Source organism: Rhodoferax sp. TS-BS-61-7, assembly GCF_002943465.1.
In the GTDB taxonomy this organism is placed as follows: domain Bacteria; phylum Pseudomonadota; class Gammaproteobacteria; order Burkholderiales; family Burkholderiaceae_C; genus Allorhodoferax.
Window position 1 is genome coordinate 109,193 of sequence record NZ_PTQY01000009.1, and the last position, 24,189, is coordinate 133,381.

At 63.0% G+C, this 24,189-nt stretch carries 20 protein-coding genes; 15 read left to right on the top strand and 5 right to left on the bottom strand.

Features of this window, described 5'->3' with window-relative positions:
• Window positions 1–93 precede the first annotated feature (93 nt).
• Genes C5F53_RS19090 through C5F53_RS19110 form a run of 5 tightly spaced genes read left to right on the top strand, consistent with a single transcriptional unit; the run spans window position 94 to window position 5,336 of the window.
• A complete protein-coding gene (locus C5F53_RS19090) occupies window positions 94–1,638 on the top strand; it encodes a sugar ABC transporter ATP-binding protein (RefSeq protein ID WP_105262990.1) in 1,545 nt (514 codons plus the stop codon).
• Window positions 1,635–2,618 (top strand): ABC transporter permease, encoded by a 984-nt coding sequence (locus C5F53_RS19095; RefSeq protein ID WP_105262991.1) that lies wholly within the window; start codon window positions 1,635–1,637, stop codon window positions 2,616–2,618. Before C5F53_RS19090 ends, C5F53_RS19095 begins: the two co-directional genes overlap by 4 nt.
• Window positions 2,615–3,577: an ABC transporter permease gene (locus C5F53_RS19100; RefSeq protein WP_105262992.1), complete on the top strand. Its 963-nt coding sequence runs from the start codon at window positions 2,615–2,617 to the stop codon at window positions 3,575–3,577. The genes C5F53_RS19095 and C5F53_RS19100 overlap by 4 nt, the downstream gene beginning before the upstream one ends.
• Before the next feature lie 8 nt (window positions 3,578–3,585).
• Window positions 3,586–3,906, top strand: coding sequence for an L-rhamnose mutarotase (rhaM, locus tag C5F53_RS19105; protein ID WP_105263018.1), 321 nt, complete (start codon window positions 3,586–3,588; stop codon window positions 3,904–3,906).
• Window positions 3,907–3,917: 11 nt separating this feature from the next.
• Window positions 3,918–5,336, top strand: coding sequence for an L-fuculose kinase (locus tag C5F53_RS19110; RefSeq protein WP_146097398.1), 1,419 nt, complete (start codon window positions 3,918–3,920; stop codon window positions 5,334–5,336).
• Window positions 5,337–5,752: 416 nt separating this feature from the next.
• On the opposite strand, the gene C5F53_RS19115 is transcribed toward C5F53_RS19110, so the two are convergent.
• A complete protein-coding gene (locus C5F53_RS19115; protein ID WP_146097399.1) occupies window positions 5,753–6,385 on the bottom strand; it encodes a hypothetical protein in 633 nt (210 codons plus the stop codon).
• Complete coding sequence (locus tag C5F53_RS19120; RefSeq protein ID WP_105262995.1) at window positions 6,382–6,894, bottom strand: Lrp/AsnC family transcriptional regulator; 513 nt, start codon at window positions 6,892–6,894, stop codon at window positions 6,382–6,384. Before C5F53_RS19120 ends, C5F53_RS19115 begins: the two co-directional genes overlap by 4 nt.
• Window positions 6,895–7,011: 117 nt before the next feature.
• Between C5F53_RS19120 and C5F53_RS19125 the strand changes: the two genes are divergently transcribed.
• From C5F53_RS19125 to C5F53_RS19145, 5 genes are all read left to right on the top strand, one after another.
• Window positions 7,012–10,647: an indolepyruvate ferredoxin oxidoreductase family protein gene (locus C5F53_RS19125; protein ID WP_105262996.1), complete on the top strand. Its 3,636-nt coding sequence runs from the start codon at window positions 7,012–7,014 to the stop codon at window positions 10,645–10,647.
• A gap of 139 nt (window positions 10,648–10,786) precedes the next feature.
• The gene (yajC, locus tag C5F53_RS19130; protein ID WP_105262997.1) at window positions 10,787–11,116 is read left to right on the top strand and encodes a preprotein translocase subunit YajC; all 330 of its coding nucleotides are present in this window, start codon (window positions 10,787–10,789) and stop codon (window positions 11,114–11,116) included.
• A 24-nt stretch (window positions 11,117–11,140) separates the two neighbouring features.
• Entirely contained in the window at window positions 11,141–13,021 is a 1,881-nt protein-coding gene (secD, locus tag C5F53_RS19135; protein ID WP_105262998.1) for a protein translocase subunit SecD, read from the top strand.
• 11 nt (window positions 13,022–13,032) lie between these two features.
• Entirely contained in the window at window positions 13,033–13,986 is a 954-nt protein-coding gene (gene secF / locus C5F53_RS19140; RefSeq protein WP_105262999.1) for a protein translocase subunit SecF, read from the top strand.
• Between the two features lie 9 nt (window positions 13,987–13,995).
• On the top strand, window positions 13,996–16,656 hold the full coding sequence (locus C5F53_RS19145; RefSeq protein WP_105263000.1) for a DUF1631 family protein: 2,661 nt from the start codon (window positions 13,996–13,998) through the stop codon (window positions 16,654–16,656).
• A gap of 82 nt (window positions 16,657–16,738) precedes the next feature.
• Here the strand turns inward: C5F53_RS19145 and C5F53_RS19150 are convergent, their stop codons facing one another.
• The 3 genes from C5F53_RS19150 to C5F53_RS19160 all read right to left on the bottom strand — a co-directional run bounded on the left by C5F53_RS19150 (window position 16,739) and on the right by C5F53_RS19160 (window position 19,727).
• Window positions 16,739–17,248 carry a DUF494 family protein gene (locus C5F53_RS19150; RefSeq protein ID WP_105263001.1) on the bottom strand — a complete coding sequence of 170 codons (510 nt, stop codon included), beginning with the start codon at window positions 17,246–17,248 and terminating at the stop codon, window positions 16,739–16,741.
• A gap of 68 nt (window positions 17,249–17,316) precedes the next feature.
• Entirely contained in the window at window positions 17,317–18,477 is a 1,161-nt protein-coding gene (gene dprA, locus C5F53_RS19155) for a DNA-processing protein DprA (RefSeq protein ID WP_105263002.1), read from the bottom strand.
• Between the two features lie 35 nt (window positions 18,478–18,512).
• Complete coding sequence (locus C5F53_RS19160; protein WP_105263003.1) at window positions 18,513–19,727, bottom strand: LysM peptidoglycan-binding domain-containing protein; 1,215 nt, start codon at window positions 19,725–19,727, stop codon at window positions 18,513–18,515.
• Window positions 19,728–19,868: 141 nt separating this feature from the next.
• Between C5F53_RS19160 and def the strand changes: the two genes are divergently transcribed.
• The 5 genes from def (at window position 19,869) to C5F53_RS19185 (ending at window position 24,018) form a co-directional block, all read left to right on the top strand.
• Window positions 19,869–20,378, top strand: a complete 510-nt coding sequence (def, locus tag C5F53_RS19165; protein WP_105263004.1) for a peptide deformylase — start codon at window positions 19,869–19,871, stop codon at window positions 20,376–20,378.
• A gap of 33 nt (window positions 20,379–20,411) precedes the next feature.
• A complete protein-coding gene (gene fmt, locus C5F53_RS19170) occupies window positions 20,412–21,404 on the top strand; it encodes a methionyl-tRNA formyltransferase (RefSeq protein WP_105263019.1) in 993 nt (330 codons plus the stop codon).
• Window positions 21,404–22,156, top strand: a complete 753-nt coding sequence (locus C5F53_RS19175) for an AzlC family ABC transporter permease (RefSeq protein ID WP_105263005.1) — start codon at window positions 21,404–21,406, stop codon at window positions 22,154–22,156. The genes fmt and C5F53_RS19175 overlap by 1 nt, the downstream gene beginning before the upstream one ends.
• Window positions 22,153–22,521 carry an AzlD domain-containing protein gene (locus tag C5F53_RS19180; RefSeq protein WP_236635449.1) on the top strand — a complete coding sequence of 123 codons (369 nt, stop codon included), beginning with the start codon at window positions 22,153–22,155 and terminating at the stop codon, window positions 22,519–22,521. The genes C5F53_RS19175 and C5F53_RS19180 overlap by 4 nt, the downstream gene beginning before the upstream one ends.
• 303 nt (window positions 22,522–22,824) lie before the next feature.
• On the top strand, window positions 22,825–24,018 hold the full coding sequence (locus tag C5F53_RS19185) for a phosphoglycerate kinase (protein WP_105263006.1): 1,194 nt from the start codon (window positions 22,825–22,827) through the stop codon (window positions 24,016–24,018).
• Window positions 24,019–24,189 lie beyond the last annotated feature (171 nt).

Here is a 24,189-nt window from a genome sequence, read left to right on the forward strand (position 1 = left end):
TGCCTGCGCTCCACGGCGCAGGCCACTGAGGTCGACGGGGCAACCCTGCCTGGTTGGGGTGGCCCCCTTTTTTTGGAATGTTGGATTCTCATCATGTCTGATGTATTGCTGAGTCTGCGCACCATCCACAAGCGCTATGGCGCAACCCATGCGCTGCGTGGGGTGGACCTGGATTTGCGGGCCGGAGAAGTGCTGGCCCTGGTGGGCGAGAACGGCGCGGGCAAGTCCACGCTGGTCAAAATGCTCACCGGTGTGGTGCCGGTGGACGAGGGCGTGATCACGCTCAATGGCGTGGTGCAAAGTTTTGCCAACGCACAGGCCTCACAGGCCGCAGGCATCCTGGCCGTGCACCAGGAAACGGTGATGTTCGAAGAACTCAGCGTGGCCGAAAACATTTACGTGGGGCGCCACCTGATGCGCGGCCCCTTTATCGACTGGTCGGCGATGAACACACAGGCGCAAGCTGTGCTGGACCAGATCGGTGCGCGCTTCAAGGCCACCACGCTGGTCAAGGACCTGAGCCTGGCCGAGCGGCACCTGGTGGAGATCGCACGGGCCCTGTCGCAAAAGGCCTTGGTGGTCATTCTGGATGAGCCCACTGCGGCGCTGTCGCAGGCCGAGATCCGCGACTTCTACGGCATCGTGCGCCAGTTGCGCGACCAGGGCGTGGGCGTGATCTTTATCACCCACAAGTTCGATGAAATATTTGCTGTGGCGGATCGCTACGTGGTGCTGCGCGATGGCGCTGCCGTGGGCAGCGGTGCGATTGCCGATGCGACCGAGCAGGAGCTGGTCAAACTCATGGCCGGTCGCGCCATCGACCAGATCTACCCACACATTGCCTCCACCCCCGGTGAGGTGGTGATGACGGTAAAGAACCTGTCGCACCCCTCGGAATTCAACAACGTGGCCTTCGAGTTGCGCCGTGGCGAGATCCTGGGCTTCTATGGCCTCGTGGGCTCGGGCCGCAGCGAGGCCATGCTGGCCATCATGGGCTTGAACCCCGCTGCCCGTGGCGAGTTCGTGGTCTGTGGCCAGACCCTGCATGCGCGCCGCCCCGGTGATGCGATTGCCGCCGGAATTGCCTATGTGCCCGAAGAGCGCCAGCGCCAGGGCGGCATTCTGGGTTTCTCGGTAGAACACAACATCAGCCTGGCCGGCCTCTCCCGCTTTGCGCGCGGCATCTGGCTGTCCAAGGTGCGCGAGTCGGCGCTGTGCCAGCGCATGATTGAGCGCCTGCGCATCAAGACCCATTCGCCCGACACCTTGTTGTCCGGCCTGTCGGGTGGCAACCAACAGAAGGTGGTCATTGCCAAGTGGCTGGGGCTGGACCCACGCATCGTGATCCTGGACGAGCCCACCAAGGGCATCGACGTGGGGGCCAAGCAGGCCGTCTACCAGCTCATTGCCGAAATGGTCGAACAGGGTTTGGCGGTGATCCTGGTGTCCAGCGAACTGCCCGAGGTCATGCACCTGGCGCACCGCACCATCGTGATGCGCCGTGGCGTGCAGGTGGCGGAATTTGACCGTGCCAACGCGCACGCAGAACACATCGTGGCCGCGGCCTCGGGCCTGGCCGCCGTGCCGACGCCCCATGTGGCCGAACCCGCAACGGCGCAGGAGGCGCTTGCAGCATGACATCCCTGAAATCAATACGGCGCGAATGGCTGCTTTTGGCCATCATCGTTGCCATCGCGCTGGCCGTGGGGGCCCGCGCGCCGGTCTTTCTGACCTGGCGCAACGGCATGGACATTGCCAACGATTCGGCCATCCTGGCCATCCTCGTCATGGGCCAGATGCTGGTGCTGCTGACGCGCGGCATTGACCTGTCGGTGGCTTCCAATCTGGCGCTCACCGGCATGGTCTGCGCGCTGATTGGCAAGGCCTGGCCTGGCGCCTCGGTACCGGTGTTGCTGGTCATTGCCCTGGGTGTGGGCGCCTTGCTGGGTGCCGTGAACGGCTGGCTCATCACGCGTTTTGAGTTACCACCGATTGTGGTGACGCTGGGCACCTTGTCCGCCTACCGCGGTGCCATCTTCGTGGCCAGCAAGGGCGCCTGGGTGTCTGACCAGGACATCCATGAGGTCATCAAAGGGCTGCCGCGCGAAGTGTGGCTAGGCTTGCCTGCGCTGGTGTGGTTTGCGCTGGTGGTGCTGGCGCTGACGGCCGTGTTTTTGAAGCTGCGCCGCGAAGGCCGCGAGATCTATGCGCTGGGCGGCAACCCGCATGCAGCGGCCTATGTGGGCATCTCGGCTAACAAGCGCCTCATGATGGTCTACACGCTGTCGGGCATGCTGGCCGGTCTGGCCGGGCTGTTGTGGGTGGGGCGCTATTCCATTGCCTACACCGAGCTGGCCGCGGGCTATGAGCTGACCGTGGTGGCGGCCTGCGTGATTGGTGGCGTGAGCATTGGCGGCGGCGTGGGCTCGGTGCTGGGTGCGGCACTGGGCGTGCTGTTCATCGGCGTGGTCAACGGCGCGTTGCCGGTGATCCAGGTCTCACCGTTTTGGCAGCAGGCGATTGCCGGTGCCGTGATTTTGATTTCGGTGACGGTGAACGCCCGTGCCGAGCGGCGCGCGGGGCGCCAGATTCTGGAACACAAGGGAGCTTTGGCATGAAGGCCTGGAATACATGGGAGCGGGTACTGCTGGCCCTGCTGGTCGTGCTGCTGGTGGTGTTCGGCATCGCGCAGCCGGGCTTCATGACGCCTGACGCGTTGGCCGACAGCACCTTCAACTTCAGCGAGAAAGGCATCCTCGCACTGGCGCTGGCCCTGCTCATCATCACTGGTGAGATTGACTTGTCCATCGCCGCCATCCTGGCCCTCAGTTCGCTGGCCATGGGCTATGCGATGAAGGCTGGTGCGGGACCGCTGGGCATGACGTTGGCGGCTTTTGTGACCGGTGGTGTGGCGGGTGCCGTGAACGGGGTGCTGGTCACGCGCTACAAGCTGCCTTCCATCGTGGTGACCATTGGCACGCTGTCGCTGTACCGCGGCCTGGCCATGGTGGCGCTGGGCGACCAGGCCATCTCGGGCTACCCCGAGGTGTTTTCCACGCTGGGCAACAGCTATGTGGGTGAAGTGATCGGTGTGCGCTGGCTCATCATCCCGATCGAGTTCGCCATCCTGTTGGTCGGTGCCATCGTGGTGGGCGTCACGCTGCACCGCACGGTGCTGGGCCGCCGCCTCTACGCCATTGGTGCCAACCCCGTGGCCGCACGTTTCTCTGGTATCGAGGCGGACCGCTATCGGCTCGCGCTGTTTGTGTTTGCCGGCCTGATGGCGGCACTGGCGGCCATCATGCTGACCGGCCGCATTGGTAGCACGCGCCCCAACATCGCCATGGGCTGGGAGCTGGACGCCATCACCATGGTGATCCTGGGCGGCGTGGCGATTGAAGGCGGGCGCGGCAGCATCGTGGGCACCATGCTGGCCGTGCTGCTGCTGGGCTTGTTCACCTTTGCCATGGGCATGGCCAACGTGACCGGCATTGTCATGAGCATGGTGATTGGTGCGCTGCTCATCGTCTCCATGGTGCTGCCGCGCTTGCTCAAGCGCCAGGGAGCGCACGCATGAGCGCTGTGATGTCTACCGAGAAATATGCGTTTCGCATGTTCCTGAACCCGGGCTGCGTGGCCGAATACAAAAAGCGCCATGACCAGATCTGGCCAGAGCTGTCTGCCTTGCTCAAGGATGCGGGCGTCAGTGACTACAGCATTTACCTGGATGAAGAGCACCACGTGCTGTTCGCCGTGCTGCGCCGCGCCGTGGGCCACACCATGGACGCACTGCCCAGCCACCCGGTGATGCAGCGCTGGTGGGCGCATATGGCCGACATCATGCGCGCCAACCCCGATGGTTCCCCGGTGGCCGAGCCGCTGCCCTGCCTGTTCCACATGGAGTGAGGGCAGTGGCTGTGAATGACGAACTGACGCTGGTGATCGACATCGGCAAAAGCCACGCCAAGCTGTTGATGGTGGACGCGCAGGGCACGGTGGTGGAACGCCATGGGCGTGACAACGCCAGCGTGCCATCGCCCCTGGGCTACCCGGCACTCGACGTGCAGGGTCTGGAAGACTGGATGGCGCAGACCCTGCGCGCCTCGCCCAACACCGCACGGTGCGGCCGCGCTATCGCCTCCACCCACGGTGCTGCGCTGGTGGCGCTGGGTGACGAAGGTCTGGCCTGGGCTCCGGTGGACTATGAATTTGATGGCCTGGCGCAGCACCCCTTGCTGGCCCAGGCGTTTGACGCAGCCGCCGATGGTTTTGCGCAAACCCTGTCGCCCGACCTGCCCGCCGGCCTGAACGCCGCGCGCCAGCTTTGCTATGTGCAAAACCTGCACCCCGAGGCCTGGCGGCGCACGCGCTGCCTGCTGCCCTACGCGCAGTACTGGGCCTGGCGCCTGAGTGGCCAGCGCGCCAGCGAGGTCTCTTCGCTGGGCTGCCACACGCACCTGTGGCGCCCGCAGGATGGTGGTTTCTCCGCACTGGCGCAGGCCAAGGGCTGGGCCGCGCTGTTTGCGCCGCTGCGGTCCGCCTGGGAGGTGCTGGGCACGGTGAGCCCTGATATTGCCGAAGCTTGGGGCCTGCCCGCGCACTGCCAGGTGCATGTGGGCGTGCACGACAGCAACGCCTGCCTGGCGCGCTACCTCGATGCGTCGGTGGCCGCGTCATCGGCACTGACCGTGGTGTCGTCCGGCACCTGGACCGTGCTGATGGCGCCCGGCGCGCCCACGGCCAGCCTGCGGGCCGAGTGCGACATGCTGGCCAATGTGGACGTGCTGGGCCGCGCCACGCCCACGGCCCGCTTCATGGGTGGGCGGGAGTTTGCCGCGCTGCTGGACGGCGCCGCGCCTGATGCGGGCACGCTGGCCGATGTGCAGGCGCTGGTGGATGCGGGCACGCTGGCTATACCTTCGTTTGCCGAGCACGGTGGACCGTTCATGGGGCGCCAAGGGCAGATCGTGCGCGGCGGTCAGGCTCTTGCGGAGGTCTTGCCGCCCGGCCAGCGCGCCGCATTGGCTGCGCTGTATTGCGCGCAGACCACGGCTTGGTTGGTAGACCGGCTGTGGGACGGCGTGGACTTGCCGCGCACGGTGGTGTTAGAAGGGCCGTTGGCCCACAACCCGCTGTATTTGGCGCTGCTGCAAGCCCTGTTGCCACAGGTGCGCTGCTTGGCCAGCCATGATGCGATGGAGGGTACGGCGCGGGGGGCTTGGTTGTTGTCGCGCTGGGGTGAGTCGGCGGCTTCGGTGTTGGAGCCGGTGGAGGTTGCGCAGGTGTCGGGGTTGCAGGCCTACCATGGGCGCTGGTTGGCTGCGTTGTCGGTTTAGGTGGCTTGGTTTTTTTAACACCCACTCCCCCAGCCCCTCGCCCCGTCGGCGAGGGGAGCCTTTCAACAGCCGATCTTGTTGCGTCAATCCGGTGATGGCCTTAAAGGGCAAGGTTGCCACTGGGTTGGTACGCCACGGCCGGAGCATACGGTTGTGGCAACCTCACACGTGCTGGCGCGGAGCCACTGGCGGGCGCAGCCGCCAGCGTTGGCAAACACGCACCTCCGAAGCCCCACAACCGCAGCCCAGGGCCGTGGAGCGAACAAACAGTGGCGACCTCACCCCAGTAGCCACGTAACCGGCGCGTCAAAAACCAAATATGGCTGTTAAGGCTCCCCTCGCCGACGGGGCGAGGGGCTGGGGGAGTGGGTGTCCAAAAAAAGCGGTGCAGCCGACCCAAAAACGCAAACAAAAACCTAACGCACAGAAACCCGCACCTGCACCTCAGTCCGCACCACCCCACTCTGCTGCTGCCCCCCCGTCAACCCACTAGTGCTGGACTGCGAACTCTGCTCCGATTCCCCCACCCTAGTCCACTCATCCAGTGGCAACGCCAACACACTGCTGGTGCCCGAGGTCGCAGTCGCCCCGGGCAAGGCTGAACCAGACCGCAGCGCCTGCTGCGCCGCCAGTTCCAGCTCCACCAGCGCGCCACCGTCCCAGCGTGGCGTGGCGCTGAAGCCGGTGCCGGCCTCCAGCAGCACCGTACCCACCGTCGTCACCACGCGGCCATTGCGCACAAAGCCTTGCAGCAGGCGGATGGGCGTGGTGGTTTGCAGGCCCAGGCGCACGGGCCGGCCGTTGAGCACCAGCGCCTGCTGTGTGGCCGAGCCGCTGTTGCGCGACTGGTTCATCTGCACGCCGGGCCGGTTGCCCAGCTCCACGCCGGTGCGCTGGCTGTCGTCGGACTGCACTTGGCGCACCTCGATCAGCAGGTTGCGCATGGGCAAGGTGGATGGGTTTGCTATTAAATCAGGAGCTGCTAGCGCATATTCCATAAGGGCTAGAGGCCAAAATGATGCAAAAACCAGGGCATGGCGGCGGTTCATGGGCGGCTCCGGGGTGGGGTGGCGGTGGTGAGTTGGGGCTGCAGATGGCCCAGCGGCAGGGCACTGCTGGCCTTCACCTCGCCCAGCGAGAAACTGGTGTGCAGGTCTTTCACATTGGGCAGATTGATCAGCACCTCGCGCGCAAACTGGCTGAAGGTGTTGAGGTCGCGGCTGACCACCTGCAGCTCAAAGGTGCCGGTGCCGCTGATGTAGTGGCAGCTGATGACCTCGGGAATCTGGCGGATCGCCTCTTCCAGCGCGTGCAGCACATCGCCACTGTTGCGGTTGGCGTCCAGCCGCACAAAGGCCAGCACGCCCAGGCCCACCTTCTGGCGGTTGATCTCGGCACGGTAGCCGGTGATGAAGCCGCTTTCCTCCAGCGCCTTCACGCGGCGCCAGCAGGGGGCTGCACTCAGGCCCACGCGGTTGGCGAGTTCGGCATTGCTGAGTCGGCCATCGTTTTGCAGTTCGTTCAGGATGGCGAGGTCAAATCGGTCAAGTGTTTCCATAAATAGCATTATGAAGAAAGAATCGTTCTTTGAAAGCCCATATGAGGGCAAAGAACGCAAAGACATATCCGCGTGGCAGGCATACACTTTGCCGCAGCTATAACGGAGACACGCACTATGAATGCACCCCTCAGCCGCGACCTGCCCGAGCACATCCGCACGGCGCTGGACACGGTCACCCTGGACGACAAATATGCGCTGGACTACGGCCGCGCCTTCATGAGCGGGGTGCAAGCCCTGGTCAAACTGCCCATGCTGCAGCGCGTACGCGACCAGCGCCTAGGCAAGAACACGGCCGGCTTCATCAGCGGCTACCGTGGCTCGCCGCTGGGCACCTACGACCAGTCACTGGTCAAGGCCGAGAAATACCTCCAGGCCCACCACATCCACTTCCAGCCCGGCGTCAACGAAGAGCTGGCCGCTACCGCGCTGTGGGGCACGCAGCAGCTGGGCTTTGCCCCGCCCGGCAGCAACAAGTACGACGGCGTGTTCGGTATCTGGTACGGCAAGGGCCCGGGCGTGGACCGCTGCTCCGATGTCTTCAAGCACGCCAACATGGCGGGCACCACCCCCTGGGGCGGCGTGATTGCGGTGGCGGGGGATGACCACATTTCTAAGAGCAGCACCGCCGCGCACCAGAGCGACCACATCTTCAAGGCCTGCGGCACACCGGTGTTCTTCCCGGCGAACGTGCAAGAGATCTTGGACCTGGGCCTGCATGCCTTCGCCATGAGCCGTTTCTCGGGCGTGTGGGCGGGCATGAAGACCATCCAGGAAATTGTCGAGTCCAGCTCCACCGTGATGATTGACCCGGACCGGGTGATCACCCGCGTACCCGCCGACTTTGAAATCCCCCCCGGTGGCCTGCACATCCGCTGGCCCGACCATGCGCTGGAGCAGGAAGCCAGGCTGATGGACTACAAGTGGTACGCGGCGCTGGCCTACATCCGCGCCAACCGGCTCAACTACAACGTCATCGAAGGCCCGCACGACCGCTTCGGCATCATCTCCAGCGGCAAGGCCTACAACGACACGCGCCAGGCCTTGCTCGACTTGGGCCTGGACGATGCCACGTGCCAACGCATTGGCATCCGCCTGCACAAGGTGGGCGTGGTCTGGCCGCTGGAGGCGCAGCTGACCCGCGAATTCGCCACCGGGCTGCAGGAGATTCTGGTGGTGGAAGAAAAGCGCCAGGTCATCGAATACCAGCTGAAAGAAGAGTTGTACAACTGGCGCGCCGACGTGCGCCCCACGGTGCTGGGCAAGTTCAACGAGGTGGAAACACCCGACCACTACGGCGCCGGCGGTGAATGGTCTATGCCCAACCCCACGGCCAACACGCTGCTGCGCGCCAACGCCGACCTGTCACCCGCCCTCATTGCGCGCGCCATTGCCCAGCGCATCAAGAAACTGGGGCTGGATGCAGACACGAGTGCGCGCATCGACGCGCAAATGGCGATTCTGGAAGCCAAAGAACGCGCCATGCACGTGATCGAACTCTCGGGCACCAAGGGCGCGGACCGCCAGCCCTGGTTCTGTTCGGGCTGCCCGCACAACACCTCCACCAAGGTGCCCGAAGGCTCGCGCGCGATGGCCGGCATTGGCTGCCACTTTATGACCATCTGGATGGACCGCAGCACCGACGGCTTCACGCAGATGGGCGGCGAGGGCGTGCCCTGGGTGGGCCAGCAACCATTCACGAACGAGAAACACATCTTCGCCAACCTGGGTGACGGCACCTACTTCCACAGCGGTCTGCTGGCCGTGCGCCAGAGCATCGCCGCGGGCGTGAATATCACCTACAAGATCCTCTACAACGACGCCGTCGCCATGACGGGTGGCCAGCAGGTCGGTGAGCGGCCTGAAGGGCACTCTGTTGTGCAGATAGCCCAGAGCATGCGTGCGGAGGGTGCTATCAAAATCATAGTTGTGACCGACGAACCCGAGAAGTACGACGATGTGCAGGGCCTGCCCGATGGCATAGCCATCGAGCACCGCGACGAACTGGACCGCATCCAACGCGAGTTCCGCGAGATCGCAGGCACCACCGTCATCATTTACGACCAGACCTGCGCCACCGAGAAGCGCCGCCGCCGCAAACGCGGCACGCTGGTGGACCCGGCCAAGCGAGTCGTCATCAACGAACTGGTGTGTGAAGGCTGCGGCGACTGCGGCGTGCAAAGCAACTGCATGAGCGTGGAGCCGCTGGAGACCGAGTTCGGCCGCAAGCGCCAGATCAACCAGAGCACCTGCAACAAGGACTTTTCCTGCGTCAAGGGCTTCTGCCCCAGCTTTGTCACCGTGGAAGGCGGCAGCCTGAAGAAGGCCGCCAAGCCCAAGGCGGGTGACGCACAGACCGCCTCCTGGCCGGCCCTGCCCGAGCCGCAGATTCCTGATGTGGCCAGCGCGCCCGGAGGCGTTTGGGGCACCATCGTCGCCGGCGTGGGCGGCACGGGCGTCATCACCATTGGCCAGCTACTGGGCGTAGCCGCCCACCTGGAGGGCAAAGGCATCGTCACGCAGGACGCCGGTGGCCTGGCGCAAAAGGGCGGCGCCACCTGGAGCCATGTGCTGATTGGTGCCAGCCAAGATGCTATCCGCACCACCCGCGTGGGCACGGCCTCGGCCGACCTAGTGCTGGGCTGTGACCCCATCGTGGTGGCGGGCAAGGAAACCCTGGTGCGCATGCGCCCGGGTCGCACCCATGTGGCGCTCAACACCAACAGCGCGCCTACGGCCGCCTTTGTGAAGAACGCCAACTGGACCAACCCCGGCGAGCAGTGCGTGGCCGATATCGCCAAGACCGTGGGCGAGGGCAACCTGGGCGTGTTTGACGCCGATGCGGCCGCCACCCATTTGTTGGGTGACAGCATCTACACCAACCCCATGATGCTGGGCTATGCCTGGCAAAAGGGCTGGATTCCGCTGGGGCTGGCCTCGCTGATGCGTGCCATCGAACTCAATGCCGTGGCCGTGGCCAACAACAAGGCCGCCTTCGAGTGGGGCCGCCGTGCCGCGGTGGACTGGCCGTCCGTGCAGCGCGCCATCAACCCCGGCCAGGTGATTGCCTTCACGCCGCGCCAGCACCCGTCGCTGGATGCCCTGGTGAGCAAGCGGGTGGAATTTTTGACCGGCTACCAGAACGCGGCCTACGCCCAGAGCTACGCTGACTTTGTGGCCAAGGTCCGCGTCGCCGAGGCTTCGGCGGTGGGCGGCGACAAGCAGCCGCTGACCGAAGCCGTGGCCCGCTACCTTTTCAAGCTCATGGCCTACAAGGACGAGTACGAGGTGGCCCGCCTGCACACCGACACGGCCTTCCGCGCCAAGGTGGAGGGCATGTTTGAGGGCGACTTCAAACTGGCCTACCACCTGGCGCCGCCCCTGCTGGCCCGCAAGAATGACAAAGGCGAGTTGCAAAAGATGCGTTTTGGCGGCTGGATGCGGGCTGCCTTCGGTCTGCTGGCGCAGCTCAAGGTGCTGCGTGGCACGGCGCTCGATGTGTTTGGCTACACCCACGAGCGCCGCGAGGAGCGTGCCTTGGTGGGTGAGTACCTGACCGCCATCGATTCACTGCTGCCCACCCTGAGCGCTGGCAACCGCGACGCGGCGGTGGCCTTTGCCCGCGTGCCAGAGCAAATCCGTGGTTTTGGCCATGTCAAGGCGCGCCATCTGCAGGCCGCGCGTCAGCAATGGACAGTGTTGCTGGAGAAGTACCGGCAAACCCCGACTGTCAAGCAAACCCAGGCCGCCTAGGGCCTTGCTGCCCGGCGCTGGCCGGGCCGGTGCACCCGCTTACAATGACCGGTTGCCTCCCCCGGAGGCGGTATGCCAGTGCGCGACCGGTTTTTGGGGCGGGTATTTTTGTGTTTGACCCATTTTGTGGAGTTTGCCTGTGTTCATTTCTTCTGCTTTTGCCCAAACTGCCCCCGCTGCTGCCGGTGGCGACATGCAATCCACCCTGATGAGCATGCTGCCTTTGGTGCTGATGTTTGTGGTGTTGTATTTCGTGATGATCCGCCCCCAGATGAAAAAGCAGAAAGAGCACCGTTCCATGCTGGATGCCTTGGCCAAGGGTGACGAAGTGGTGACAGCCGGCGGCGTGCTCGGCAAGGTCGCCAAGCTGGGTGACAGTTATGTGGGCCTGGAAGTGGCCAGCGGCGTGGAAGTGCAAATCCAGCGCAGTGCCGTGGTGCAAGTGCTGCCCAAGGGTTCCATCAAGTAATTTCTCTCAAAGCGACGCGCGATCATGAACCGTTATCCGGTATGGAAGTACGCGATCATTCTGATCGCGCTCGTGGTGGCTGGGCTGTATGCCCTGCCCAACCTGTTTGGTGAATCCCCTGCAGTACAGGTTTCTCCCGCCAAGGCGATCTTGAAGCTGGACACTGCGTCTCTGTCCAAGGTGGAGGAGGTACTCAAGGCGGCTGGCCTGAGTCCTGACGCCATCAGTCTGGAGAACGGGTCTATCAAGGCCCGCTTTGCCGACACCGACGCTCAGCTGAAGGCCAAGGATGCTTTGCAAAAAGCCCTGAACCCCGATGCGGCAGACCCTGCGTATGTGGTGGCACTTAACCTGCTGTCCCGCTCCCCGGCATGGCTCACTTCCATGCGTGCGTCGCCCATGTATTTGGGGCTGGACTTGCGCGGTGGTGTGCACTTTATGCTGCAGGTGGACATGCAGGCGGCCTTGACCAAAAAGGCCGAATCCCTGTCAGGCGACATTCGCAGCACCTTGCGTGAAAAGAATGTGCGCCACAGCGGTATCACGCGCAATGGTCAGGCCATTGAAATCCGTTTTCGTGACGCGGCAACCGCCCAGGCCGCCAAGCGCATCATCCAGGACCAATTCGTGGATCTGGACACGGTGGAAAGCGCCGAGGGTACCGACGTCAAGATGGTGGCGACCATCAAACTCGTGGCCGCGCGCACGGTGCAAGAGCAGGCGCTCAAGCAAAACATCACCACGCTGCACAACCGGATCAACGAATTGGGGGTGGCCGAGCCTGTGATCCAGCAGCAGGGTCTGGACCGTATCGTGGTGCAGTTGCCCGGTGTGCAGGACACAGCCAAGGCCAAAGACATTTTGGGCCGTACGGCCACTTTGGAAATCCGTCTGGTGGATGAAGGTACCGAGGCGCGCGCTGCCGAATCGGGTGCGGGTCCGGTGCCTTTTGGTTCCGAGCGTTACCTGGAGCGCAGCGGCCAGGGCGTGATTGTCAAAAAGCAGGTGATTCTGACCGGTGAAAACCTGACCGATGCCCAGCCTGGTTTTGATGGCCAGACCCAGGAGCCTACGGTCAACCTGTCGCTGGATGCCAAGGGTGCCCGCATCTTCCGGGATGTGACGCGTGAGAACATCAACAAGCGCATGGCCATCATCCTGTTCGAAAAGGGCAAGGGCGAGGTCGTGACCGCACCTGTGATCCGTTCCGAAATCGGGGGCGGCCGTGTGCAAATTTCGGGCCGCATGACCACGGCGGAAGCAGCCGACACCTCTTTGCTGTTGCGCGCGGGCTCCCTGGCGGCACCGATGGAAATCATCGAAGAACGCACCATTGGCCCCACCTTGGGGGCCGAGAACATTGCCAAAGGCTTTAACAGTGTGACCTGGGGCTTCTTGGCGGTCGCGGTCTTCATGTGTTTCTATTACATGTTGTTCGGTGTGATCTCCAGTGTTGCGCTGGCGTTCAACCTGTTGCTGCTGGTGGCTGTGTTGTCCATGCTGCAGGCCACGCTCACCTTGCCCGGTATGGCGGCCATGGCCTTGGTGCTCGGTATGGCGATTGACGCCAACGTGCTGATCAACGAGCGTGTGCGCGAAGAGCTGCGCAACGGCGCGTCGCCGCAGGCCGCGATCCATGCCGGTTACGACCGCGCCTGGGCCACCATCATCGACTCCAACGTCACCACCCTGATTGCCGGCCTGGCCTTGCTGGCCTTCGGTTCTGGGCCGGTCCGTGGCTTTGCGGTGGTGCACTGTCTGGGCATTTTGACCAGCATGTTCTCCGGGGTCTTCTTCTCCCGGGGGGTGGTGAATTTGTGGTACGGTAAGCAAAAGAAGCTCAAAAGTGTGTCCATTGGCACCGTGTGGCGCCCTGATGCCGGTCATCAGGTTACGACCAACTAAAGGGTAAGAGCATGGAATTCTTCAAAATCCGCCGCGACATTCCGTTCATGCGCCATGCATTGGTGCTGAATATCGTGTCGCTGGTGACATTTATCGCAGCAGTTTTCTTCCTGTTCTCGCGTGGCCTGCATTTGTCGGTGGAATTCACTGGCGGCACCCTCATGGAGGTGAGCTACTCGCAGCCCGCCGACCTGAATGTGGTGCGAAGCACCATCGATACCTTGGGCATCAAGGATGTGCAGGTGCAAAACTTTGGTACCGCGCGCGATGTGCTGATTCGTATGCCGGTGCAAAAAGGCACAACCTCTGGTCAACAAAGCGATGTTGTCATGGCGGCGCTCAAGGCGGCGGACGCTTCGGCTACCATGCGTCGCGCCGAGTTTGTGGGACCACAGGTGGGCGACGAGTTAGCGGCAGACGGACTCAAGGCCCTAGCCTTTGTGGTGGTTGGCATCATGCTGTATCTGGCGATCCGCTTCGAGTGGAAGTTCGCCGTGGCCGCCATCATTGCCAACTTGCATGATGTGATCATCATCCTGGGCTTTTTCGCCTTCTTCCAGTGGGAGTTTTCCTTGCCCGTGCTGGCGGCGGTGCTAGCCGTACTGGGCTACTCTGTGAACGAATCGGTGGTGATTTTTGACCGGATCCGCGAGAACTTCCGCCGCTTCCGCAAGATGAACACCGAGGAAATCATTAACAATGCGATCACCTCGACGATCAGCCGCACGATCATCACCCATGCTTCCACGCAGATGATGGTCCTGTCTATGCTGCTGTTCGGTGGAGCGACCCTGCATTATTTTGCGCTGGCGCTGACCATCGGCATTTTGTTCGGCATTTACTCCTCGGTTTTTGTGGCCGCTTCCATTGCTATGTGGCTGGGCATCCAGCGCGAAGACTTGGTCAAGGGCGGCCCGAAGAAAGAGACTGACCCTAACGACCCCAACGCTGGCGCGACGGTTTAAGCTCCAAGCATGGCCACCTCACCCGCATTGACCCCCAGGCTGCAACTCGCACGCGCCTTGCGTGAGCGTTTTTTGGCGGAAGCCGGTAAGGCAGCGCTGGAGATCAGCGGTGCGGTGCAAGAGCGCCTTACGACGCTGATGGACGAGTTGGTCAACGCGCGCGAGTCCCAATCGCGCCGGGACACCTGGATGGCGTACAAGCGTTGCCGTCCCTTGTGGGTGGACGGCACCATGAAGGTTTGGCGCGAATGCCTGGATCCGCCCAAGCAAAAAAAGGCCGTGGGTCTGGAGGCAGCGGGCTTGGAGCTGGTGGGGACCGAAGTGGTAGAGAACAAGATTCTCGCCTCCCGTTTGGTCTTGGCTGTCAACGAAAAGGTACTGCCACAGCTCGATGATCTGCGGGTACGTATCCGGTTCCTGGAGAACCTGGAAGAACTGGAGGGCAACGATCTGCTGCGTCCCGAAGTGCTGGTGCTACTCATGGTGGAGCAGTGGGCACAGTCGGGCATGCCAGCGGAGTCTTGGCCCATGGTCAACGAAGTGGTGCAGCGTTTACTGATAGAGCGACTGGTTGTGGCCTACAAAAATGCCAACGACCTGCTGATCAGCAAAGGTGTAATGCCCACCATCGAACTCAAGGATCGTGTGAAGGCTCCGGTGCGTGCGCCGCAGCGCCCGCGTCCGCCGCCTGCGCCAGGCATGCCTCCACCGCCCGGTGACATGTCGCCGAGTGGTTATGGTGACGTCGGCCATGGCATGAACCCCGGCGGCAATTACGCCCAAGCCTATGCACCCACGGGTCATGCAGGATTGGGCGGGGGTGCACAGCATTACCCTGGCAACCAGGGGGGTGCTGGTATGGATGCCGGGGGCGGTCATGGGGGTGGCGGGTATGCCCCGGGTGGCACACAGCATGCCAGTATGGACGCTGGCGGCGGGCCTGCCGGTCCCGGTGGTTCCGCCAGTGGGCCGCGGTCTGGTGGGGGTGGATTCTTTGGTGGCCGTTTGGGTTGGGGTGGTGGTGCCTCGGCACCCGCAAGCCCAGGCAGCTCCGCCCCTCAGGCAGGGGCTTCCTCATCGCCGACACCTTTCTGGCGCCAGTCGTCTGGCTCTCACAGCATGCCGGGCCAAGCATATGGTGCGGGTGAGGAGACCCGAATGCTCACGGCCACCACGCCGATTGCACGTGCGCGCAGCCGCGCACAGGGCGTCATTGGGCAAATCCGGCGCCTGTTTGTGAGCCATGGTGGTGGAGACTTCAGTGGCACGGCACACCACGCACCGTCGCCTGCATTGGCGGCTGCCATCGCGCCAGGTGTGTCCAATATGGTGTACGCCGCCGGCGGCACGATGTATGAGGACTACAGCCCGGCCGGAGTCGCTCGGGTGGCGGGTGACTTGCGCGAAAAGTCGACCGAACTCAAGAAAAAAGCTGAGACCAAGGGCGAAAAGGCCACGATCGAGATCGTGGCGCTGATGTTTCAAGCCATTCTGGCTGAAGAGCGTATTCCGCCTGGTATCCGCGTATGGTTTGCGCGCCTGCAAATGCCGGTGTTACGCGTTGCGTTGGAAGACCCTGACTTTTTTGGCACGGCTGACCACCCCGCTCGCCAACTGATTGACCGCATGGGCTCTTGCGTCATGGGGTTTGATGCATCGGGTGTGCAGGGCGGTGCCATGGAAACCGAGATCAAGCGCATTGTGCAGGTCATCGAGCAATACCCCGAAACGGGTAAAAAGGTGTACCAGATCGTCTTCGAGGAATTCCAGAAATTTCTCTCCAAATTTCTCACGGAAAAAGGGCCGACCCAAAAAGTGGTGAGTGTGGCCCAGCAGGTAGAGCAAAAAGAGACCCTGGCCATCCAGTACACCATCGAGATGCGCAATATGTTGAAAGACATGCCGGTGCGCGACGAGATCCGTGACTTCCTGTTCAAGGTCTGGGCCGAAGTGCTGGCCGTGGCGGCGGTGCGCAAGGGGCCGCAGCACGCCGATACGCTGGTGCTCAAAAAATCAGCAACAGACCTTATCTGGGCGGCCAGTGCCAAGCCCAACCGTGCCGACCGCGCGCGCGTGATTCAGGACTTGCCCAATCTGCTGTTGCGTCTGCGTTCGGGCATGACTTTGCTCGCAATGCCGCCTAGCGAACAGGAAGGCCATGTCAAACGCATCAGCGATACGCTGGCTGACGCGTTTATGTCGAAGACACAAGCCATTCCGCAGGCCCAGATCGATGCCATGGCGCAGCGCTTGGGCAATCTGGAAGACTTTGTGTCTGAGGACGGCATGGGCGATTTGCCGCTGGATGCCGAGAGCATCGAGATGATGCTGGGCATTGATGCCTCCGCTATCGAAGTGGTGGCCAATGGCGGCTCCAAACCCACGGCGGCCATGCTGGCCTGGGCGCAGGAGTTGCAGCTGGGATCCTGGTTCACGCTGGACCACAACAACCACATCACCCAGGTGCAGTTTGCTTGGCGCAGCGACCGCAAGCACCTGAACCTGTTTGCGTCCAGCGCCGGCAAGAGCTTCTTGATCCAGGGTGGACGTTTGGCTGCCTACCTGCAGGCGGGACTCTTGCTGCCGCAAGAGGAAGAAGCACTCACCGTGCGTGCCACGCGCGATGCCCTAGCCAAACTCGAAGCCAATCCCGAACGTCTGCTCGCCTGAGTCGTGCGCAGTGAGGCCGAGCGGCCTCAAGTAGAGCCGGCCAACCCCGGTGGGTCGTCCACCGCCTTGTGCAGTGGGTTACTTAATGGGCCACCCGCTCGGTGGCATCGTCGCACAGCTCGTCGAGCACCAGCGCATCGGGCTCCAGGCCAAAACTCCAGAACACCATCAGGATGATGACCTTGAGCTCATCCAGAGCCACTGGGCCGCCGGGCGCGGCCATGGCACGGTCCAACACCACCTCCCGCAAGTGTGCAGGAAGTACCCCCGCTGACTCCAAAAAGCGGATGAAACCCAGGCACTGGACGCCCAGGTGGTTTTGTTCGTACTGTGGGTAGATACGCACGCTGGTGGGCAGAGGTTGGCGCAACCAGGGCTCTGCCGCCGGGCTGGTTGATGCCTCCACGGCGTCCGGAACTCGGGGGCGGGCACTGCGGGCCGCGCTGTTCAAGCCTTGCAGCCAAGCCAGCGCATCCTCAATTTCATCCGACTCAAAGCCGACGGCGCTGAGTTTGCGTTGCAGGTGGGCGGGCTCGGGGCAGCCCTCGTCCGCATAGTAGTTTTCGTAAACGAAAGCGAGCACTTCAAACATGAAGGCCAATATAGCGCAGAAAAAAGCCCTGCACGGTTCCGGTGCAAACTGCCCCGCTTTTCCGGCGTTTAGCCCCGGGCCAGACGCTGGAACAGGCTGCCCGGCAGGCGCGCCACATGGCCCTGCAATTCCAGCCCCATCAGCAAGGCTTGCAGCGTGGGCGTGTCCAGCCCGGTGCGGGATTGCAGCGCATCCAATCCGGCGGGCTCAAAAGCCAGTGCGGTCAGCAAAGACTGTTCAACGCCAGAAAGTCCCTCGGAGGCCGCAGTATCTGCGTGAGCAGCTCCTGAATCCATAGCGCCCACTAGGCCTGTGGGGAGCGCAAACTCTTCCAGAATGTCCTGGGCACTTTCTACCAGCTTGGCGCCCTGTTTGATCAATGCATGGCAGCCACGCGCCTGGGTGGCGTGGATGGAGCCCGGAATGGCGAACACGTCTTTGCCCTGTTCGACCGCCAGGCGGGCGGTGATCAGCGAGCCCGACTGCAACGCTGCTTCGACCACCAGCGTCGCCTGCGACAGGCCGGAAATGATGCGATTGCGTTTGGGAAAGTTCTCGGACAGCGGCGGGGTGCCCAAAGGGTATTCGCTGATCAGCAAGCCCTGTTGGGCAATCCGGTGGGCCAGCTGGAAATGCGCCTTGGGGTAGACCCGGTCCAGTCCGGTGCCCACCACGGCAATCGTGGCCAATTGGTCTGGGGCGGCGCCGTCCAGCGCACCTTCGTGGGCGGCGCCATCAATGCCCAGGGCGAGTCCGGACACCACGGTCAGCCCCGCCTGGGCCAGGGTTTGGGAGAATTGCCGTGCATTGGCCACACCTTGGGCGGTCGGGTTGCGGCTGCCGACCACGGCGATGCTGCTTGGGGCAGTCCGGGCCCAACCAGCTTGTAGGTGGCGGGCATGGCCCATGGCGTACAGCACCAGGGGCGGGTCTTCCGTGTCCAGCAAGGCAGCCGGATAGCAGGGGTCACCCAGTGTTAACACATGGCGCTGTTGTGGGTTTTGTTCTAGCCAGTCCCACGTGGTTTGCAGCAGGTCCGCCAGACCCTGCGGCACTTGCTGCAGGTTTTCGGCCTGTTTGCTGCTGACGCAGGCTTCCAGCGCGGCTGCGCTTTGTCCAAAAATCTGCTGGGGCAGCCCAAAGCGGGCCAGAAGCTTGCGGCCGCTGCTGTTGCCCACTCCAGGGGTGAGCTGCAAACGCAGCCATGCAGAGAGTTCGTCGCGCTCCACGTGCGAAGGCGCTGCTGGTGGCTCGGTCGCCGAACTTAGCGTGGATTGACCAACCGGTCACCCACACGCACGCTGTCGGTGATTTCCAGAATCAACGCGTAAGACACGCGGTCGAAGGTGCGAAACACCATGAGCAGGCCGTTGCGTTCGTTGGGCAGCTTCATCAGCGGTCGGGCTGGGTCAGTTTTGTCCATGATGCGTTGACCATCCTTGAGGATTGCCAGCACATGGCCCGCCTCCATGCCGTCTTGCGTCCCGCGGTTGATGGACACAACCTGGCTCTGGCCCGCGTTGATCACTGCGCTGCCGTAGACCGACACAATGCGTGCCTCCACCGTTTGTGAAGGGGCATGGGGCGTGTAGGTAGACAGTTCGCGTGCAGGCTCGGGCAGCATGCGGTCACCCACCCGGATTTCTTCTTTTGCCGAGATGATGTCGATGGTTGCAGGCACTACGGCGCTCTCGGGTTGTCCTTTTTCGCCTTGCACCTCACCAGTGGTTTCGCTGCGAGTCAGCTGGGCTTTGCCGATGTATTGCGCTTCGTAGCCCAATACTTCGCCAGTTCCGGGGTCCTTCAGCGGCGTTGCATTGCGGAAAAGCCGGAAAACTTGTTGTTTCGCCTGATCGTCCAACATCGGTGCACCGTTGGAGCCTCTTGCATAGGCCCGATCACCGCGGGTGAGCAACACGCGTTCTTCTTGTGTGGCCACGATGCGGGGCGCCGATTGCAATTCGTTTGCGTCGACGATCAGCGGTTCGGCCAAAAACGCCTCAATCACCCGGCTTTTCAGGGCAGGCAGGGCCAAGTCGGCCAGGGCTTCGTAGCGGGTGCGCGGTGTTACGCGGATGGTGTCAGGTACAGCGCCTTCGCCACCCGTGCCAGCCACGCGCAGAGTAGCCCGGTCGCCCAGACGCTCTAGGACCAGCACTTGGCCGGGGTAAATGCGGTGGGGGTTCTTGATGTCGTTGAGGTTCATGCCCCACAGCTCGGGCCAGCGCCAGGGGCCCTTGAGGAAGAGCTTGGAGATGTCCCATAGGGTGTCGCCACTTTTGACGGTGTAGCTGTCGGGGGCGTTGGCGGCCAGTTCGCTCAGCGGCACGCCTTTTTGGGCGACTTCGTTGGCGGTTTGTTTCTGGGCCGCGGAGATCGGAAAGTTCTGCGCCCAAGTGCCGGGGGCTGCCAAGGTGCCGGCCAGCACGGCCACAGCGGCAAGCGCCACGCGGGATTTCGCCATCAGGTGTGTCGTCATAAGGTGCGAATCGGTGAATGAACTTGATAAGTTACGCACGATTTTGCGCTCAAGCCCTTGATTCGGCAACGTTTTTAGCCCCTCGGTAGTGCAAGCAATCGTAAAAGTGGCGAAAATAGCCACATCTCTTAGGCAGTTCCCATGGCTTTACTCCCGATTCTTTGCTACCCCGACCCCAAACTCCACACCGTGGCCAAACCCATCGCCGCTGTGGACGCCCGCATCCAGCAGCTCGCCACCGACATGCTGGAGACCATGTACGACGCCAAAGGCATTGGTCTTGCCGCTACGCAGATCAATGTGCACGAGCGTCTGATCGTCATCGACGTGTCGGAAGAGCGCGACCAGCCCATGGTGCTGATCAACCCCGAGCTGGTCTGGACCAGCCCCTCCACCCACCTGAATGAAGAGGGCTGCCTGTCGGTGCCCGGCATTTACGACGGCGTAACCCGCTTTGACGCGGTGCATGTGAAGGCGCTGGACGAGAAGGGCAACAGCCGCGTGATCGAGGCCGATGGCCTGCTGGCCGTGTGTGTGCAGCACGAGATGGACCATTTGCTGGGCAAGGTGTTTGTGGAATACCTCTCGCCGCTCAAGCGCAACCGCATCAAAACCAAGATGATCAAGGCCCAGCGCGAGGAATCGCGCTAAGTGGCCCAGACCCTTGGCCCGGCAGCGCGGCCCCTGCGCGTCATCTTTGCCGGTACGCCGGAATTTGCCCGCGTGGCGCTGGAGCGCCTGTATGCCGCGGGCCACACCATCGCCCTGGTGCTGAGCCAACCCGACCGCCCGGCAGGCCGAGGCATGAAGCTGCAGGCCTCCGCCGTCAAGCAGTTTGCACTCGAACACGCCATTCCCGTCGCCCAGCCGCGTAGCCTGCGTCTGGATGGCAAATATCCCGAAGACGCCACCGCCGCGCGCCAGGCCATTGCCGACGCGCAGGCCGATGTGATGGTGGTGGCTGCCTACGGGCTCATCCTGCCGCAATGGGTGCTGGATGATATGGCGGTCGGCGGCAAGCTCGGCTGTTTGAATATCCACGGCTCCCTGTTGCCACGCTGGCGTGGCGCCGCGCCCATCCACCGTGCCATTGAAGTGGGCGATACCGAAACCGGCGTCACCATCATGCAGATGGACGTAGGGCTGGACACGGGCGACATGCTGCTCAAAGAGGCGCTGCCCATTCTGGACACCGACACCACCGCTACGTTGCACGACAAGGTGGCCGAGCTGGGCGCTGCCATGGTGGTGCAGGCACTGGACCTGGCTGCCCAGAGTGCTTTGCAACCCGTGAAGCAGCCCGAAGCGGGCGTGACCTACGCGCACAAGATCGAAAAGCACGAGGCGCCGATTGATTGGCGCCTGGACGCCGCCGCCATCGTCCGCCGCGTGCGTGCCTTCAACCCATTCCCCGGTGCCAGCACGGTGCTGAATGGCGAAGTCATCAAGGTGTGGGGTGCCTATGTGGGCGAAGGCGGTAGCGCAGCAGCAGATTTTGGGCAAATAGTGGCCATGGCCCCCGAGGGTATTGCGGTAGCAGCTATGAATTCAATAGCAATCTTGACCGAGCTGCAGCGCCCTGGTGGCAAGCGCCTGCCCGCCGCAGAGTTTCTGCGCGGTAGCCCGCTGCAGGTGGGCCAGCGGTTTGAGCTGCCTGCTGCGCCTGAGGCGTCCTGATGTTCTTCCTGCGCAGCAACTACACCCACCCCGAGTTCCGCCGCGGCTTCAACGACATGCTGGGCGTGTCGCCCGGCATTGCCGCCTGGGGCCTGATGACGGGCGTGGCCATGGTCAAGTCCGGCATGAGCACGGTCGAAGCGCTGTTCATGGCGCTCACCGTGTTTGCTGGCAGCTCGCAGTTGGCGGCGGTGCCGCTGCTGATTGCCGGGGCGCCCATGTGGGTGATTCTGGTGACCGGCTTTTGCGTGAACCTGCGCTTCGTGGTGTTCAGTGCCCACATGCGTCCCTACCTCATGCACCTGCCGCGCTGGCAGCGCCTGGTCACGGGCTATCTGTCGGCCGACCTCACTTATGTACTGTTCGTCAAACAGTTCCAGCACCCGGCCACCGATGACGCGGGCCGCACTGCGCAAATGGCGTACCTGGCCGGCAACGGCGGTATCAACTGGTTCAGCTGGACTGTCAGCAGCGTGCTGGGCGTGGTGCTGGCCAACTTTGTGCCCACGTCGTGGGGTTTGGGTTTTGCGGGCATTCTGGCGCTGGTGGGCATGATGGCCTCGCTGGCCACCAGCCGGCTGCGCTGGGTGTCGGCCGGGGTCGCAGGCGCTGCGGGCGTGGCGGCATTTGCGCTGCCGCTCAAGCTCAACATCCTGGTGGCGATTGCCGTGGCGGTGACAGTCTGCCTGTTGCTGGACAAGCGTCCCGACACCTCGCACCCACCGCACCATCCACCCAAGGACCCCGCATGAACTGGGACAGTTTCTTTGTGGGCACTACCGATGGCTGGACCCTGCTGACCACCTTCGGGTTGGCCTGCATCACGGTGATTGCACGTTCGTTTTTCTTCATCACCGACAAGGACTGGTCGCTGCCCGCCTGGGCCCAGCGCGGCTTGCAGTACGCACCCATTGCGGCACTCTCCGCGGTCATCGTGCCTGAGATTGTGATGACCAAGGGCGTGCCCATCCACACGCTGCAGGACGCGCGTCTCTACGCCGTGGCCGCAGGCCTGGCGTTTTTTGTGTGGCGCCGCGGCGCCGGGCAGGCGGTGCTGGGCACCATTGTTTCGGGCATGGCGGTCTACCTGCCGCTGCACATCGTCCTGGGTTGGTAGGTTGTAGGTAGTTTGCTGGTGCCGGAGTGGTTGGCCTATGTGCTTTGCTCCGTGTCCCCCGCCCGCTGCGCGGGCTCCTCCTTTACCTGCGCAAAACACATGGGCCAACCGCTCCTCTTCGCATCGGGCATCCATCTCGCCAGCGGCTGCGAGGGGGCAAGCCTTTTGTGGAGGTGAAGGAGGAGCGCCTAAAGGGCGCGGGGGACACGCAGCAAAAGGCTTGCCCCCTCGCTGTCGCGGGTACGTACCAAAGCCGCCTCTCACACCCCTACAATTCGGGCAAATTTTCAACAAGGCTGCTCCATGAATGTCCTCCGTTTTTCTGACCTGATTGCCCAAGGCAAAGTTGCTGGCAAGCGTGTGTTCATCCGTGCCGACCTGAACGTGCCGCAGGACGACGCGTGCAACATCACCGAAGACACCCGCGTGCGCGCCAGCGTGCCCGCCATCCAGATGGCGTTGGACGCCGGTGCCGCCGTCATGGTGACCAGCCACCTGGGCCGCCCCACAGAAGGCGAATTCAAACCTGCCGACTCGCTGGCTCCGGTGGCTAAGCGCATGGGCGAACTCATGGGCCGCGAGATTCCCGTGATTGCCAACTGGACCGACGGCGTAGACGTGAAACCCGGCCAGCTGGTGCTGCTGGAAAACTGCCGCGTCAACAAGGGCGAGAAGAAGAACGACGAAGCGCTGGCCCAAAAAATGGCCGCGCTGTGCGATATCTTTGTGCACGACGCCTTTGGCACCGCCCACCGCGCCGAAGCCTCCACGTATGGCATCGCCCAGTTTGCCCCCGTCGCCTGCGCAGGCCCGCTGTTGGCCGCTGAGATGGATGCCATCAGCAAAGCCCTGCTGGCGCCCAAGCGTCCGCTGGTCGCTATCGTCGCGGGCTCCAAGGTGTCCACCAAGCTGACCATTCTGAAAAGCTTGGCCGAGAACGTGGACCAGCTCATCGTGGGCGGCGGCATTGCCAACACCTTCATGCTGGCCGCCGGCCTGAAGATCGGCAAGAGCCTGGCCGAAGCCGACTTGCTGGACCAGGCCAAGGCCGTGATCGAAGCCATGAAGGCCCGTGGCGCCGCCGTACCCATCCCCACCGATGTCGTCACCGCCAAGACCTTCTCGGCCGACGCCGTGGCCACCGTGAAAGCGGCGACCGACGTGGCCGACGATGACCTGATCCTGGACATTGGCCCGCAAACCGCCCAGGCGCTGGCCGACCAGCTCAAGAAGGCCGGCACCATCGTCTGGAACGGCCCTGTGGGTGTGTTCGAATTCGCCGCGTTTGAGAACGGCACCAAGGTGATCGCCCAGGCGATTGCCGAGTCCAGTGCCTTCTCCATCGCCGGTGGTGGCGACACCCTGGCGGCGATTGCCAAGTACGGCATCGAGAAACAAGTGGGTTACATCAGCACTGGCGGCGGCGCGTTCCTGGAAGTGCTGGAAGGCAAAACCCTGCCTGCATTCGAGATTCTGACCAAGCGCGCAGCCGGTTAATTTGCTATCAAATTGGAAGCTGCTCGCGCAGATTTCACGGGTGCTAGAGGCCAATTTCTTGATTTCTAGTTCGAATCGCGACATTGGTTGCGCAGTTCCGAGAGTACCTCAGCAGGGGTCTTGAAGCCCAAGCATGCACGCGGTCTGGAGTTAAGCAGGCGTTCAATGCGC

Coding starts and splice junctions, on each gene's coding strand:
- C5F53_RS19090 (WP_105262990.1), top strand. CDS start 94: ATGTCTGATGTATTGCTGAGTCTGCGCACCATCCACAAGCGCTATGGC.
- C5F53_RS19095 (WP_105262991.1), top strand. CDS start 1,635: ATGACATCCCTGAAATCAATACGGCGCGAATGGCTGCTTTTGGCCATC.
- C5F53_RS19100 (WP_105262992.1), top strand. CDS start 2,615: ATGAAGGCCTGGAATACATGGGAGCGGGTACTGCTGGCCCTGCTGGTC.
- rhaM (WP_105263018.1), top strand. CDS start 3,586: ATGTCTACCGAGAAATATGCGTTTCGCATGTTCCTGAACCCGGGCTGC.
- C5F53_RS19115 (WP_146097399.1), bottom strand. CDS start 6,385: ATGAACCGCCGCCATGCCCTGGTTTTTGCATCATTTTGGCCTCTAGCC.
- C5F53_RS19120 (WP_105262995.1), bottom strand. CDS start 6,894: ATGGAAACACTTGACCGATTTGACCTCGCCATCCTGAACGAACTGCAA.
- C5F53_RS19125 (WP_105262996.1), top strand. CDS start 7,012: ATGAATGCACCCCTCAGCCGCGACCTGCCCGAGCACATCCGCACGGCG.
- secD (WP_105262998.1), top strand. CDS start 11,141: ATGAACCGTTATCCGGTATGGAAGTACGCGATCATTCTGATCGCGCTC.
- secF (WP_105262999.1), top strand. CDS start 13,033: ATGGAATTCTTCAAAATCCGCCGCGACATTCCGTTCATGCGCCATGCA.
- C5F53_RS19145 (WP_105263000.1), top strand. CDS start 13,996: ATGGCCACCTCACCCGCATTGACCCCCAGGCTGCAACTCGCACGCGCC.
- C5F53_RS19150 (WP_105263001.1), bottom strand. CDS start 17,248: ATGTTTGAAGTGCTCGCTTTCGTTTACGAAAACTACTATGCGGACGAG.
- C5F53_RS19160 (WP_105263003.1), bottom strand. CDS start 19,727: ATGACGACACACCTGATGGCGAAATCCCGCGTGGCGCTTGCCGCTGTG.
- def (WP_105263004.1), top strand. CDS start 19,869: ATGGCTTTACTCCCGATTCTTTGCTACCCCGACCCCAAACTCCACACC.
- C5F53_RS19175 (WP_105263005.1), top strand. CDS start 21,404: ATGTTCTTCCTGCGCAGCAACTACACCCACCCCGAGTTCCGCCGCGGC.
- C5F53_RS19180 (WP_236635449.1), top strand. CDS start 22,153: ATGAACTGGGACAGTTTCTTTGTGGGCACTACCGATGGCTGGACCCTG.
- C5F53_RS19185 (WP_105263006.1), top strand. CDS start 22,825: ATGAATGTCCTCCGTTTTTCTGACCTGATTGCCCAAGGCAAAGTTGCT.